The organism is Mucilaginibacter pineti (assembly GCF_900101875.1).
In the GTDB taxonomy this organism is placed as follows: Bacteria; Bacteroidota; Bacteroidia; order Sphingobacteriales; family Sphingobacteriaceae; genus Mucilaginibacter; species Mucilaginibacter pineti.
The window spans coordinates 214,781-230,032 of the sequence record NZ_FNAI01000008.1; the positions used below are offsets into that span (position 1 = coordinate 214,781).

Below are 15,252 nucleotides of genomic sequence, written 5' to 3' on the forward strand. Positions count from 1 at the left end.
AAATATTTGTAATATGATTTCATATTTTTAAAAGTAATCATCAGTTAATTTTATAAAGAAACGTTTAGTCCAAGGTTAAATACCTTCTGTATAGGATAGGCAAATCCATTGCCGCCCAATTCCGGATCCCATAATTTAAACGGACTCCAGGTAATCAGATTTAACCCATTGAAATAAATACGGGTTTTTTTCACACCTAAACTTTTAGCGATCTTGTCTGGCAGGGAATAACCAAACTCCACCGATTTTAACCTCAGAAAGCTTCCATCGCGCATCCACCAGGTACTTTGCTGCCTGTTGTTTTCAATTATGGCACCGTTAATACCTAACCTTGGATATAAGGCATATAAATTTTGATTATCCTCTGACCAGTGGTTATCGGCATAGGCCTGCAGCAATTGCGTATTGCCATTAAATTGATTATCAGGACTTTGAATAAAAGGACTTGTTCTTGCCGGATCAATAAAGAATGAAACTTTTGCCTGGCCCTGGAAAAATGCAGAAAGGTCGAAATTATGCCACCCCCCGCTTACTCCAAAACCATATACAATTTGCGGGATATTTGGATCGCCTAAAAATGTTTGGTCGGCACCATCAATTTTACCATCGCCGTTTAAATCGCGGTATTTTATATCGCCGCCTTGTGGTGCAAACCCGCCTGTGCTAAAGATTTGTGTTGGTGAGTTTTTTGCTTCCTCGTCATCAACAAATAAACGATCTGCAATATAGCCATAGGCGCGGTTAAGCGGCTGGCCGGTTAAAAGGCGATATTTTTCTGCATAATCTGGCTCTTCATATTGCACATATTTATTGGCAGTGTAAGTAAAGTTTGCTCTTGCAGAGAAAAAGCCATCCCTGCCTATGCTTGTTTTACCATCAAGTGATAAATCAATACCCTTTGATTGAACTTTACCAATATTGGCCGATATAGGCGCTTCTAAACCCATTGTTGTTGGTATGTTGCTACGGTTTTGTAACACATCATACTTATCGTTCTTATAAACCTCGGCAATTACATTAAAGTTCTTAAGAAAGGTAAACTCCAAACCTAAGTTAAGCTGTTTTGATTTTTCCCAGGTTACATCATCATTTTCATAGTTATTAATGGCAACCCCACCATGTGAGTAGGCGTTATCTGTACCAAAAGAAGCGCCGCCGCCACCATTCAGATTTACGTCAGAAACGTAGAAAAAACGACGGTTGCTGATCTGGTCATTACCTACCAAACCGTAACTTGCCCTTACTTTTACACGACTAAATACGTCATACAGATCGCCCCAGAACTTCTCTTCAGACACGATCCATGAACCACCGATAGTTGGGAAGAAACCAAACCTGTGCTGATCAGAGAAACGCTCGGTACCGTTATAACCAAAGTTAAACTCTAAAAAATATCTGTTTTTGTAGGAATAGGTTGCACGACCTGCAACAGTTTCATTACGGTAAGGTAACGAGTATTGCAAGGTATACTGATTCAGATCAGGATCTTTATTATTAGAAAAAATTTGCTGCTGCGCAGTGGCAATTAAAGCAGCGCTTATGGTATGATTTTTTGCAAAAGTGCGACTATAATCTAATACACCCTGTAGGTAAGTCTGTGTTTGCAAATTGTCTGATCCAATATCCCTGTTATAACCAAGATATTCCTGCGCCTGGCCGGGTTGAGAGTTTATCCAATTTAAGGTGTATTGATTACTTGCCTTATCATATGTTTTTACATTATAGTAATAAGGGCCGTATGACATATCCGACTGAAAATATGCATAACGGTTGGTACTAAAAATACCATGAAAATTTAAACCCTGGGTTACGAAATCTAAATTTTGATTTAACTCCAATTGCGCAAGCAATCTTGATTCATTTGAGTTTTTATGCCCTTTTAATAAATCGGCATATGGGTTACGAGTTTGTACAGAGTTGGCACTTGATCCCAAAACGTTACCGAAAAGAATGTGCTTCACATTCAAATTGGCAGAATCCGGTGCAAAATAAGCCGGGAACAAAACAGGGCTTGTATGTGTTGCTTCGTTATAAAGGTCTGTCGAAAAACCACCATCGGCAGTTTGAGGACCATTATATCCGCTAAATGTACCTGATAAACGAACAACCAACTCGGTTTTTTCAGTCACATTAATATTTACGTTTGACCGTAACTGGTAATTTGTAAATTTAACGTTATTGTTATTGTTGTTCCTGATATCTGTTCTTAATATACCATTATCATTACTGTATGAACCGGCAACATAATAGCGGGCAACACCGCCACCACCTTGTAAGCTAATATCACCACGTTGTGTATCGGTATGATCTTTAAACAACAATTTCATCCAGTCAACGGCAGGATAAACGTAAGGGTTACTTCCCGGGTCGCCCCTTAGTGCAGCTTCGGTATTTGCTATCTTATTAGCAGTGAACGGCACCGCAAGCAATGGGTTACGTGTAACAGTTGCCTCATTATAAAGCTTCATGTAAGTAATAGGATCTGCAAGCTGAAGGCTTTTGGCAGACTGTGATCTTGCGTTTTCAACCCTTACACTAATTTGTGCTTTACCAGCCTTACCCTCTTTAGTTTTAACCAGGATAACGCCGTTACCACCACGGGCACCGTATAAAGCTGTGGCACTCGCATCCTTCAATATCGAAAAACTTTCAATATCATCCACGTTTAACCTGGCAAGGTCATTTGCCGTTAACTCAACGTTATCTATCAAAATCAACGGGCTTTGTTTGTAACCAAATGTAGTTACCCCTCTGATAAAGAATTGGGAATTATCCTGACCTGGCTGACCGCTTGGCGTATAAGCAATAATACCCGCAACCTGCCCTGCTAATGCATTGGTAAGGTTACTTGCAGGTATTTTTAAATTTGCGGGCTTTACAGTGGTAACAGAGCCTACTATAGCCTCACGCGTTTGCTTGCGACTATAAGCGGTTACCACTACCTCATCGGCCTGGCTTCTTGATTCGCTTAATATAATTTTTACTACTTTTTGGTTGGTTATAGTAATGTGTTTTTCAAGATAACCTACATAAGTAATTTTTAAAACTGTACCGGGTTCAACGTCAAGTATAAACTTACCATTACCGTCAGTAACAGTAGTTTGGCCTTTTTTCTCTAAAGGCGCCACGTTAGCTCCAATTATTGCTACGCCAAGCGAATCGGTAACGGTACCTACTACGGTTACCTTTCCTGAGCTTTGCGCATTTGCATGATTAGCAAACCCCAACAACAAAAAAACCAGCATACAAGCGATGGTTAACAAGTTGTAAGGGATTTTCAACACTAAAAAGCGTTGATACACATTGTAAAATTTTCTCATAATTAATTATTGGTTTAAACTGGTTTTAAAATATATAAGAGGATATAATTTCTGGTTTATAAATATCCATGGCAAAAAAAGAAAATACAGCTCCGCAACGTCCTGTTATAAGGTCGTGTTTTTATAAGGTTACAAATGTTGGCTTTTACCAGACCGGTAGTTAACAATACCAATTTGCTTATTAATAAAGCAATCGTGTTAACCTTTTCACGGTCAAGGCTTTTTAGAACCTATCGGTGAGATAAAGTAATTTTTTTCGCATAGTCTATAATTTGTTTAGTATTAATTGGTTTAGTAAATCTATTATAGATGGAGGCCTTTTAAAATGGATAAATCTTTTTTCTTGATGGATTATACTGTTTATTTGTACATTTTTTTCAAGCTATATATCACCTATATTTTAACAATTCACTCATTCAGATGCGATAATTGTAAAATTGACAGTACCTAAATTATTTTAGTAAAAAACAATCGGCTTGTTTTGATGCAATTCCGTTAATATGTGGTAACGATGTAATAATGTATCATTTTTAACGACCGCCAAATTGTTCGTACTTACAATCTACACGAATGAGCTTTTGAATTTGCCGTTTTAATAGGTAGGTACCAATGCCATTAATTGGTATGAAACACCTGTTCCATATTTTGCCATTGTTGTTTCTGAGCCTTGGCTTCAGGAAGCGGGGTCTGAGTTGGGTCGGTTTCTTTCCACCAGCGCTGGGTTGTAGTGTCGGCTGCCATTTTTGCCATATCGCCTTTAAAATCGGTACCTACATATTCAAAATAGCTAAATAAAAAGTATTTACCTTCTATTTTTTGAATGTAGATAGAGTAGTTACGAATATTGCTTTCCTTTATTTTTTTTAATACGCCCGGCCATGCATTGGCATGTAGTTTCTTATAATACTCCATCTTCTCGGGCTTTAAACCGGTTACCATGCCAAACCGTTGAACCTTAGAAGAATCAGCAATAGCAGTAGTAACTTTTTTGCTTTCTGGCGATTTGGTGTTACATGCAGCAAAGCCGATACAGCAGGCAGACATGATTACGAGAAGCATTTTTATTGGACGCATAATATTTAACTTTAAAATTATCTGAAAATCCAAAACAGTACAACCATTATAAAAATCAACAATACCGAAAGCACCTTATAATTACCCAACCCACTCCAAGCCTTACCACGTAATGGCTCCCAGGGTGATTTCCAGTACAAGGTTGCACTTTCTGCTGTGTGGTGTACCGGGTACAGGAACGACAGGCCGATCTGCATAATTAAACAAACAACAAAAAGGTAAAAAGCCATCATCATAAAAGGTATTTGCCCTATAAAACTTGCCGGGGCAACTTTGCCTATAACAAAAACAGCAACACCTATAGCCGAACCAACCCACAAAGTATATTTAGCAGATAAAGCCGACGCTTTTTCCCAAAACACCCCTAATAAAAACACGCAGGTAATGGGTGGTGCAATGTGGGCAATGATATCATTTAGCCCGTTAAATATACTTTCGTAATTATTAAGCAGCGGAAGCAGCAGTAAGGATACTACCAACGATACGCCGGCAGCTATTTTACCTACACTTACCAATTTTTTGTCGGTTGCCGCTGGTTTATACCTTTTGTAAATATCATAGCTTACAATAGTTGATATGGAATTTAATGCACCGGAGATCTGACTCATTAAACCCGATAACAGCGCTGCTACTAATACCCCTATTAATCCCGGCGGGATCAGTTGGGTGATCATCAGTGTATAAATACCTTTACTGTTTACTACTTCTTTACCATCAACAACGCTTTTTAAGGCCGATATATCTAAATGGCCGCTATGCGCCAAAGTATAGGCAAACAAGCCGGGCATCACAAAAATGAATACCGGTAATATTTTTATAAACCCGCAAAATAGCGGCCCGACCCTTGCATGGTTCTCATCCTTAGCACCCAACACCCGCTGTACAATGGTTTGATCGGCACACCAATACCAGATACCCAGTACCGGATAACCCAGAAACACCGCGTACCAGGGCATACCACTGGAATCGCCATGCGGCCGTAGCATGGATAGTTTATTTAGCTCACCGGTATTCTTTAATACCTCAACCATCGGTTCCCAGCCACCCATTTTATGGTAGGCAGCAAAACTCATGATAATAGCACCGCCCAAAAGCACTACAGTTTGAATAGATTCGGTAACAACTACAGCCGTTAACCCCCCTACTACAGTGTAAATAGTAGTAATTACCGATATTACAATAACACTGGTATACATATCAACCCCAAACAAGGTATGTAACACAATACCACCAGCCAGTAACGAAAATGCAATATGGATAAGCACAGCAGATACTACTGAGATAATGGCAAGCCAATCCCTGCTGGCACGGTCGTAACGTTTTTCCAGAAAGTCGGGCAGGGTTGATACGCCAGATTTGATATAGAATGGGGCGAAGAACAACGCCAGCAGAATTAACGTAAACGCTGCCATCCACTCAAAATCGCCGTTAAGCAAACCGGTGTCGAAACCGCTTTGTGCAAGGCTTACCAAATGCACACAGGAAATGTTTGTAGCAAACAAAGCCAGGCCTATCATTGGCCAGCGCAGCTTTTTTCCGGCTAAAAAATATTCACCAGCCTCGTTGTTATTGTTTTTTGTTTTACGCTGATGACGAATACCCGACCACAAACCGATAATAAAAATTACCGCTATGTACAAGGCACTAATGATCAGATCGGGTGTGTGTATCATTTATGTTGAAAATACTAAATGCTAAAACTTTAAATCCTAAATAATAAATTCTAGATCCTAATTCTAACCTCTAAATCCTGATTTTTAAATTCTAAAACCCTAAGTGTTGAATTCAAATACTCTTGATTTAAGGGAATATTCATGTTATATTATTTATTGCAATGCTTTCAAATCGCAGCTGCTGCCGGGTTCCTGGGGTGTTATATATACGCCATTGCTTATTTTAACCGGGTTTACAAAGTGCTTTTGCAGGTGCGGGATGTGTTCTAAAAATAACGCCTCATGCCCTACCGATATGTGGTTAAACAATACCAGGTGCTGATGCAGTTGCCCCATATCGCCTACATGCGGAACCACGGGTATACCATACTTTTTACATAGCAAGCTTACCGTTATAAATTCACTAACCCCGCCTACCCTTACAGCATCAACCTGGATAAATGATGCACTGCCTGTTTGCAGGTAATTTTTAAAGATGATTTTATTAGGTACATGCTCGCCCAATGCAAGCTTTAAGGGTGCTATAGCATCGGCCAGTGTTTTATGTGCCAGCACATCATCCGGATGAGTTGGTTCTTCTATCCAATAAGGGTTCATCTCTTTCAAATCCTTACAGATAGCTATGGCCTGCGGCAGGTTCCATTGCTGGTTAGCATCAAGCATTACCTTCACACTATCTCCCGCTACTTCCCGTACAATATGCGCCCGGCGGATATCTCTTTCGGGATCGGCAGAACCTACTTTTAGTTTCATAGCTGTAAACCCTTCAGCCAATGCTATCTTGCAGTTTTCGCGCACCTTCTCGTCAGAGTAATTGAACCAGCCTATTGAAGTATCGTAGCCAGGATACCCTTGTTGCAGGATTGCTTCGCGTTGTGTTTTTGTTGCTTGCTGTACACTTAGCATCTGTATAGCCTGACTATGGGTAAGCTCATCCTCCAAATAAGAAAGATCCAACGTTGCAACAACTTGTTCGGGTGATAGGTCATTCAGCAGTTTCCAAAGCGGAACGCCGCGTTTTTTTGCCCAAAGATCATAACAAGCATTGGTTACCGAGGCCAGGGCCAGGTGCACCACGCCCTTATGAGGCCCAAGCCACCTGAACTGCTGGTCGTTTGAGAGTTGTTTAAACAATTCGCCAAAGTTGGCCATCGTATCCTCAATATCTCTACCTCTTAACTTTTCGGCATAATATTGGGCGGCTTTGCAAACAAGGTCGTTACCTTCACCAAGGGTAAAGGCAAAACCAACACCTGTTATGCCGCAATCATCAAATAAACGGGTTACCGCATAAGAATAAACCGGATCGGTATGTATGGCATCGCTTCCGGCCGCGCCATCAAGGGCGTACCGCATATCATCAACTTGTATATTTTTTATCATCTTATATCAGATCTGACTTTTCCTGGATAGTTTGATTGATCACCCTGCGATAGCCAAGCTCGGCTCCACCGGTTACAGGCAAAATGCAACCAGTAATAAAGCGTGCTTGTTCAGATATCAGGAACAGACAGGCATCGGCTACCACATCTCCCTCGGGGCAGTAGCCCAGCGCATGAATATCATCCAGATAGTTTTCTATTGAGGCCGCATCCGGCTGTTGCTGGCTCCATACCCTAAGCATTGGCGTCCAAACACCTGCTGGTGCTACGGCATTAACTCTTATACCATAGGGGGCATAATCCAAAGCCATTGATTTTGTTAGCGCACTTATAGCTCCTTTTGTGGCACTGTAAGCTGCATGTATCTCCTGCCCTATATCGCCAACAAGGCTGCCTGTATTCAGGATATTTCCCCTTGTTTTCTTCAACTCCTCTATCCCAAAACGGGTAGTGTTGTATACGCCTTTTACGTTCACATCAAAAAGGGCATTCCACTCCTCTTCGGTAGTGTCATGCACCGCTTTTGATGGATTAGATATACCGGCATTATTGTGAATAACATCTATCCTTCCAAAAAAAGCAACCGTTTCTGCAATGGCTTGTTTTATATCGGCCGCTACAGATACATCGGCTTTTAAATAGAGGATACCATCCCCGTACAACTTTGATTGAGCATCATTTATACTTTGGGTCGAATTTGAAATTATAGAAATTTTTGCTCCTGCGGCGCTGTATATTTTGGCGCACTCCAAGCCAATACCCTCCGTACCGCCGGTTAAAAAGACAACTTTATCACTTAATAGCATATATTTTGTAGTTGAAGTAAGGCGCAAAACCCTATAGCGCTTAAACTTTGGGTTTATACTGCCACAGATTTCACTTTTTAAAAATTAAGAACCCGGTTACATTGGTTATTGCGAACAAACCAAATGTAAGCGCCAAATTCATATATTATAATAGGGGATACTTTTATTTAAATGGATTATTCGCCTATTTGAACAGCACTAATTTAGTGAAAGCCAAATAATGTATTATATCATTAGCTGCGCACCCAAAATCGTTGTTTTTACAAATAGTTTTACCTATAATAGCACCGCCAATAAACCAAAATACACTTTTTTAACACCTGAAATTTTGCATACCCATGAAAGATAATAGCAAAAGACGTGATGGATTTGTGGGAGAAAAACTGATTAGTATACCCCAAAAAGTTATTAAAACAGCAAAAACAACTTATCCCGCGCTGCTGCAAAATTATGTTACGCACATAGGTTATTTTCCCAAGGCCTCCTTTCATTACCGGGAACGCCGCAAAGGATGCGAGGATAATATTTTGATTTACTGCCTGCAGGGGAAGGGCAATTTTATTGTTGACCAAACCCATTTTGAAATAAAATCTAACCAGTTTATAATGGTGCCGGCCACTGATAAATATATGCGTTACTGGGCCGACAGGACTGATCCGTGGACCATCTACTGGATCCATTTTACCGGCGAAAACATTGCCGAGTTTAATAAATCGCTTAAATTAAGTATCAGCAAAGGCCCGGTACAGGTTCCGTTTAATGAAAAGGCAATTGCTGTTTGGCAAAACATATATGAAACATTTGAGATGGGTTACAGTAATGAAAATATGATTAATGCGAGTTTTTTGATCTATCCTTTGTTATCCAGTTTCCTGTTTTACAAAAACAATATGGAATCGGGTGAGCAAAGCCATAGCAGGAATATCATTAGCGAAACGATTGCTTATATGCGTCAGCACATTAATGAAAAACTAACTGTCGAAAATCTGGCTAACCTAAATTTGTTGTCAGCGTCCTATTTTTCTAAATTTTTCAGCAACGCTGTTGGTATGCCCCCGATTGATTATTTTATCCATTTAAAAATGCAAAGGGCATGCTATTTAATAAAAACAGAGAATACCAAGATTAAAATAGTAGCCAGGGAGCTGGGTTACGAAGACCAATTTTACTTTTCACGACTGTTTAAAAGTCACATCGGTATATCGCCAAACGAATATAGATTATCTACAAAAAATGATGATTTTAAATTGAATTGATATTAGCTTAAACGCAAAAAGGCCTCTTCAATGAAGAGGCCTTTTTGCGTTTAATTTATTGCTTACAACATTGGGCTGGTTGGCCTGGTTGCTGTAAGTGGAGTGATTTTTTTGAACATCTTTGCACCATCACCCGTTAAGCGCAGGTAATAATCTGACGAACATTTTGTCCCGTCTTCATCCAATGATACAAAGCCGGAGTTTTTGGGTACAAAATCCTGACTTTCGGCAGTTTTTGCAATCTGGTTGCTCTCATTATATTCATCAAACATAGATATATAGATACCTTGAGCCCCAAGACGGGTCATGTTATAAAACTGCCTCCACATAAAGTCACCATGGGCACGTTGGTGTGCGCCAAGATCGCCGGGGAGTATACAAGGCTGGTAATCAATACCGTTAGCATTGCAATAAGCCTGATCGGCTTTGTTTGTATTCACGAAAAAACCGTCTGACTGATTGGCATTGCCAATGCGGCCCACCATCCATGGCGATAACATATCAAACTGTTTATAGGCACTTAAAAATTGCGGGCGCGAATCACTTTCCTGTTTCAGCCAGTTTGTGGGTACGCCACCTATAACGTATAAACCTTTACCTTGAAACCACTTGATCACAGCAACACAATCGTCTGCAGAAAAAGCATGGTTACTGTCATTAAAACCAAAACCCCAGATACACACCACAGGCTTACCGTTTTGTTTAGCATAAGCAGATGAAGAAGTATATACCGACATTTTATTTGTCCAGTCGGCTTCCATTTCGGTTTTCATATTTGTCCAGCCGCTTACATCATACATAATGTAAAACTTTACGCCATTGGCTTCAGCTGCTGTTTTTACTTTGGCCGCCATTGCATCGCGTACCGGGCCTTCTAATCCACTCGGATTAAAACGTTGCAATGCGGCGCCATCAATGCCATAATCTTTCATCCACTTAAACTGTGTATTAATCGTTTGATCTGTAAATGACGAAAACACATTGGCTGGCTGACCATTATTTAAGTTTTCATAATCTGTAGGAAAGGTGGTGGTATAATCACGCACATCCGGCCAGGCATGTATAGCGGTATTTGTTGGCGATGGTTTTTGCTCCCAGGTATTTGACCAATGCCAATACCTGTTAATTGGCGAGCCATCACCAATTGCGGCAAACCATCCCTGGTAACCAACTACCACTTTACCAACCACATCACCTACCGGCGATGGCGTATGGTCTATACCATCGCCGGGGGTTACGGGTACAACTGGATCTGTGCCCCCTGCGCCTGTATCTTTCTTTTTTGAACAGCCAAAAGCTATCCCGAACATCGTTATTATTAACAGCGACTTAAACGTTTTCCTCATCATAATTTTAGTGTTATCTGGTTATGTAACTATCTAATTTGTGTTATTATTTATTCCCCATTGCTTGTTTGGTTTTGGTCCCATTTGTAGCTCCAACTCGCCACCGGCTATTAACTGTGCATGACTAAACCAAGGTGTATCAAGTACCTGACCATTAAGCTTAGCGCTTTGGATATACTTATTTTGTACCGAGCAATCTTTGGCAACAAGTTTAAATTGTTTACCATTTGGCAAATCGATGGTTGTTTTTTCAAACAGCGGACTACCAATTGTGTAAACCGGGTTACCGGGCGTAAGCGGATAAAAACCCATTGACGAGAATACAACGAAAGCCGTCATACCGCCGCCATCTTCATCGCCAGGAATACCGAAGATGTTGTCTTTGTACCATACATCAAGCAAAAAACGAACACGCTTTTGAGTTTTCCATGGCGAACCGGTGTAGTTGTACAGGTAAGGAATATGGAAACTTGGTTCGTTACCCATAGAAAACTGACCTACTATACCTGTAACATCCGGAAATTTAGCCTGAAATTCGTACTTGCTCCGGCCCAAACCTTCGCGGAATAATTGGTCAAGCCTGCCTTCAAATTTTTCCTTGCCTCCCATCAAATTAATAAGACCGGGTATATCGTGCTGCACCTGCCACATGTACGTCCAGCCGTTGTTTTCATCGTAATAATCACGCCCCCCCATGCCACCATCAAATTTAGGGTCGATGTTAATGAAATCACCTTTGGCATCCTTTGGCATAAAGAACATTGTTTTACTATCCCAAAGATTTTTATAGTTCTGGCTTCTTTTGCTGAATTTTTCGAAGTCGGCGGTTTTGCCCAGTTTTTTGGCAAATTGCGCAAGTGCCCAATCATCATAACTGGCACCTAACGTTACCGCAACTGCCTGGCGTTTTTCAAACGACTCTACATTAGGATCGGTTTCCTTTTCACCGGGATGAAGGGCAGGAAAATATCCTTTGTCATAATAAAAATCTTCCAACGGGCCTTTGGGGCCATTTTTCCAGGGCAGCATAGTTGCCTGTGTAGCGTTTTTAACCATGCCCTCATAAGCTTTTAAAGTATCAAAGCCACGAATGCCTTTATTATAACCATCCGTAAACATTACCGTGGAGTGGAAAGCGTTCATACAGGCATGATCACCAAACAGGACAGGGAATGTTGGGACCCAGCCCCCCTGCTCATACATAGTTACGTAGGAGTTAAGGATATCACTTTCTTTGGCAGGATCAAGAATAGTACGCAATGGGTGATGTGCCAGGTAAGTATCCCAGGTCCAATCATCTACATAAAATGTGCGCTTACTTTCATGTACCTTTTTGTCGAAACCGCTATAGTATTTACCATCTTCAGAAATATCAACCGGTCTTTCATAACAACGGTACAGGGCCGAGTAAAAGCTGCGTTTTTGCGCTTCGGTGCCGCCGGTAACGTTTATCTGGCTCATTACCTTATACCATGCATCCTCGCCGGCTTGTTTAAGCTGATTGAAGGTGGTGCCGCTTAATTCATTACTGAAATTCTTTTTAGCCTGCTCTGCACTAACAAATGAAACCGCGTATCTAAACTCGATATTTTTTGAAGCGGACGGACCAAAACTTATATAAGCTTTTGCTGATGGATTTGCACCAACATTTCCCTTTTCGCTAAATACACCGTACAGGTATATTTTAATATCATCGTGATAAATTTCGTACCCGCTTATTTCCTTATCTGATGTGAATTTGATTTGCGCATTTTCATCATTATAAAAGTTGAACAGGATATTTTTCTCTGCCTTTTCGGGAAATTCAAAACGATAGATTGCCGTTTTTTTACCGGGCGTGTACTCTACTGTAATATCATCATCAACAAGATAGGTGGAATAATACCAGGGGCGGGTAACTTCCAGGTCATGATCATAGGTCATTTTTTGCTGGAAACTTGCCTCTGCTATCTTTTTCACAGATGGTTTCATGGAGAAGGCTTCGCCCAAACGGTGCGAAACGATGAGCAGTGGAAAACTGGAGATCTGATCATCAAGGTAATCCTTCCGTACCGGATACATCCGCATCATTTGGTTAGGCAATTGTACCGTTGGGCGTGTAGGCTCCAGTAACTGCCCAACGTTGCCTATCAACGGATCGACATATTTTAGGTTACCCTTCCCTGCGTTTTGCTGCGCCATAACAGGGATATATATGCAGCATGTTAACAAAAACAACAATACCGGCACTCGGTTTTTACATAGTTTAATCATACATTTTTAAAATACATCAGCATTTGATACTGACTTGTTCATTTAATTTTTTTTGCCTTTTGCAACCCAATAGCAACGGCGGTACAAGATACAGCCGCTATTTTAATTCTCTACTTTTTTTGGCCGTTAAGGTCTGTCTGTATCACTTTTCTTATGCTGCCATCGGCATTATAATAAAGTTTATTCACGCAGATAGACCGCAGCCAATCATTACCAGAAAGCGAGCTGTTATGATAAAACGCGTACCATTGTCCCTTATATTCGGTTATTGAGCCATGGTCGGTAAAGCTATCGGTTGGGTCAATGTAAACGCCGCGGTATGTCCAGGGACCTAATGGGTTACTGCTGGTGGCATAACGCATGCGGTTATGTTTACCCGCCTCGTTAAAATTATCAGCGTATGAAAGGTAATAAACGCCATCTTTTTTATGCACCCAACTGGCCTCATGAAAATCGGTAAGGCCTTGCATGGTTTGCATGGTGCCGTCAATTTCCATCATATTATCCTTTAGCCTGCCGCCTTTGCAGATATTGCCGCCGCCGTAATACAAATAAGCCTTGCCGTCGTCGTCAACAAATACACATGGATCTATCAGTGATTCTAACCCTTGAATATACCCTTGCGATTTAAAACCACTTGCCGGACTTTTGCTGGTAGCTACGCCAATTTTCCAGGTGTTGCCCCAATCGGTGCCGCTGGGATGTGGGAAATAAAAATAGTAGGTGCCATTTTTGTAAGCACAATCTGGCGCCCACATAAAGCCCCCTTCTTGCCGCCCCCAGGATACATCACTGGCTTGCAATATCTGCCCATGATCTGTCCAGTGTACCATATCATCGGTTGAGTATACGTGGTATTTGTCCATCAGATCACAACCGCGCGGCGGGTCGATATCATGCGAGGCGTATACATACAAACGGCCATCTGCCCACACATGCGCCGAAGGATCGGCGGTGTACATCCCGGTAACAAACGGATTTTTAAATCCATCTCCCTTATCGTCAACCGGTGGCGGTGTTACGTTGTTACTGTTACTCCCTCCTTTTTTTGAACAGCTGCCTATTGAAATAAGCAGGGTTAACAAAAGCAGGGCGTTAATTATTTTCTTACTCATAATTGGCTGGTTTATACCCTCTGTATTATTTTTTTATAGCCCCCGTTGGTATTACTTTTTGAATTGTACCATCGGCATTATAATACAGCTTATCTACACAAATAGATCTTAACCAATCCTGGTGAGATAATGAACTGTTATGGTAAAAGGCATACCATTGGCCTTTAAATTTTACTATTGAACCATGGTTGGTATAGCTATCTGTAGGGTCCATGTAGATGCCTTTATACGTCCACGGGCCCAAGGGATTTTTGCTGGTGGCATAGCGCATTTGATTGTGCTTACCGTTTACATCATGATTGTCTGAGTAAGACAGGTAGTAAACGCCGTCTTTTTTGTGTACCCAGCTGGCTTCATGGAAATCTTCAAGGCCTTCCATCTTTTGCATTTCGCCGTCAATTTCAACCATATTATTTTTCAACTTTCCTCCTTTACAGGTGCCACCCCCGCCATAATAAAAGTAAGCCTGCCCGTCATCATCAACAAAAACACAGGGATCTATCATAGATTCAAGCCCTTTAATATATCCTTGAGATTTAAAGCCGCTTGCCGGTTTTTTGCTGGTAGCCACGCCTATTTTCCAGGTCTTGTTCCATTCGGTACCGCTTGGGTGAGGGAAGTAGAAATAGTAAGTACCATTTTTATAGGCACAATCTGGTGCCCACATAAAACCGCCTTCTGGTCTGCCCCATTCAACCTGGCTGGCACGCAGTATTTCGCCATGATCTTTCCAGTGTACCATATCATCGGTAGAGTATACATGGTACTGGTCCATGAGGTCACAGCCGCGTGGCGGGGCAACATCATGAGATGGATATACATACAAACGGCCATCCTTCCAAACATGGGCCGATGGATCTGCAGTGTATATATCAGTTACAAATGGCTTACCTACATTTGTGGTATCGGCAGTTTTTTCCTGTGCTATTGATTGGGTGGCGGTAAACATCCCTGCACATAATGAGAGTGCGGCTATCTTAACCCTGATTTTTAAAAACCTATGTTTATTCATTTTGTAGTCGGTTTA

At 41.2% G+C, this 15,252-nt stretch carries 10 protein-coding genes; 1 reads left to right on the top strand and 9 read right to left on the bottom strand.

The window, feature by feature from the left end:
* Positions 1-50 precede the first annotated feature (50 nt).
* The 5 genes from BLS59_RS17845 to BLS59_RS17865 form a co-directional block, all read right to left on the bottom strand.
* Positions 51-3,320 carry a SusC/RagA family TonB-linked outer membrane protein gene (locus BLS59_RS17845; protein ID WP_205411299.1) on the bottom strand — a complete coding sequence of 1,090 codons (3,270 nt, stop codon included), beginning with the start codon at positions 3,318-3,320 and terminating at the stop codon, positions 51-53.
* Positions 3,321-3,935: 615 nt separating this feature from the next.
* Positions 3,936-4,379, bottom strand: a complete 444-nt coding sequence (locus BLS59_RS17850) for an L-rhamnose mutarotase (RefSeq protein ID WP_240315265.1) — start codon at positions 4,377-4,379, stop codon at positions 3,936-3,938.
* Between the two features lie 32 nt (positions 4,380-4,411).
* Positions 4,412-6,067, bottom strand: a complete 1,656-nt coding sequence (locus tag BLS59_RS17855; RefSeq protein WP_091151111.1) for a sodium:solute symporter — start codon at positions 6,065-6,067, stop codon at positions 4,412-4,414.
* Positions 6,068-6,220: 153 nt separating this feature from the next.
* On the bottom strand, positions 6,221-7,450 hold the full coding sequence (locus BLS59_RS17860) for an enolase C-terminal domain-like protein (RefSeq protein WP_091151113.1): 1,230 nt from the start codon (positions 7,448-7,450) through the stop codon (positions 6,221-6,223).
* A gap of 1 nt (position 7,451) precedes the next feature.
* On the bottom strand, positions 7,452-8,255 hold the full coding sequence (locus BLS59_RS17865) for an SDR family NAD(P)-dependent oxidoreductase (RefSeq protein WP_091151115.1): 804 nt from the start codon (positions 8,253-8,255) through the stop codon (positions 7,452-7,454).
* 338 nt (positions 8,256-8,593) lie between these two features.
* On the opposite strand from BLS59_RS17865, the gene BLS59_RS17870 reads away from it, so the two are divergent.
* Positions 8,594-9,511, top strand: coding sequence for an AraC family transcriptional regulator (locus tag BLS59_RS17870; protein ID WP_091151116.1), 918 nt, complete (start codon positions 8,594-8,596; stop codon positions 9,509-9,511).
* A gap of 62 nt (positions 9,512-9,573) precedes the next feature.
* Here BLS59_RS17870 and BLS59_RS17875 read toward each other — a convergent pair whose 3' ends face one another.
* The 4 genes from BLS59_RS17875 to BLS59_RS17890 form a co-directional block, all read right to left on the bottom strand.
* On the bottom strand, positions 9,574-10,860 hold the full coding sequence (locus tag BLS59_RS17875; protein ID WP_205411300.1) for a glycoside hydrolase family 99 protein: 1,287 nt from the start codon (positions 10,858-10,860) through the stop codon (positions 9,574-9,576).
* 30 nt (positions 10,861-10,890) lie between these two features.
* Positions 10,891-13,110 carry a GH92 family glycosyl hydrolase gene (locus BLS59_RS17880; protein ID WP_091151118.1) on the bottom strand — a complete coding sequence of 740 codons (2,220 nt, stop codon included), beginning with the start codon at positions 13,108-13,110 and terminating at the stop codon, positions 10,891-10,893.
* A gap of 110 nt (positions 13,111-13,220) precedes the next feature.
* A complete protein-coding gene (locus BLS59_RS17885; RefSeq protein ID WP_091151120.1) occupies positions 13,221-14,225 on the bottom strand; it encodes a family 43 glycosylhydrolase in 1,005 nt (334 codons plus the stop codon).
* Positions 14,226-14,250: 25 nt separating this feature from the next.
* Positions 14,251-15,237, bottom strand: coding sequence for a family 43 glycosylhydrolase (locus BLS59_RS17890; RefSeq protein ID WP_205411301.1), 987 nt, complete (start codon positions 15,235-15,237; stop codon positions 14,251-14,253).
* Between the last annotated feature and the right edge of the window lie 15 nt (positions 15,238-15,252).

What these genes read in the sequence shown, in the direction of transcription:
- BLS59_RS17865 (WP_091151115.1), bottom strand. Translation starts at nt 8,255, where the DNA reads ATGCTATTAAGTGATAAAGTTGTCTTTTTAACCGGCGGTACGGAGGGT.
- BLS59_RS17850 (WP_240315265.1), bottom strand. Translation starts at nt 4,379, where the DNA reads ATGCTTCTCGTAATCATGTCTGCCTGCTGTATCGGCTTTGCTGCATGT.
- BLS59_RS17880 (WP_091151118.1), bottom strand. Translation starts at nt 13,110, where the DNA reads ATGATTAAACTATGTAAAAACCGAGTGCCGGTATTGTTGTTTTTGTTA.
- BLS59_RS17860 (WP_091151113.1), bottom strand. Translation starts at nt 7,450, where the DNA reads ATGATAAAAAATATACAAGTTGATGATATGCGGTACGCCCTTGATGGC.
- BLS59_RS17855 (WP_091151111.1), bottom strand. Translation starts at nt 6,067, where the DNA reads ATGATACACACACCCGATCTGATCATTAGTGCCTTGTACATAGCGGTA.
- BLS59_RS17870 (WP_091151116.1), top strand. Translation starts at nt 8,594, where the DNA reads ATGAAAGATAATAGCAAAAGACGTGATGGATTTGTGGGAGAAAAACTG.
- BLS59_RS17890 (WP_205411301.1), bottom strand. Translation starts at nt 15,237, where the DNA reads ATGAATAAACATAGGTTTTTAAAAATCAGGGTTAAGATAGCCGCACTC.
- BLS59_RS17885 (WP_091151120.1), bottom strand. Translation starts at nt 14,225, where the DNA reads ATGAGTAAGAAAATAATTAACGCCCTGCTTTTGTTAACCCTGCTTATT.
- BLS59_RS17875 (WP_205411300.1), bottom strand. Translation starts at nt 10,860, where the DNA reads ATGATGAGGAAAACGTTTAAGTCGCTGTTAATAATAACGATGTTCGGG.
- BLS59_RS17845 (WP_205411299.1), bottom strand. Translation starts at nt 3,320, where the DNA reads ATGAGAAAATTTTACAATGTGTATCAACGCTTTTTAGTGTTGAAAATC.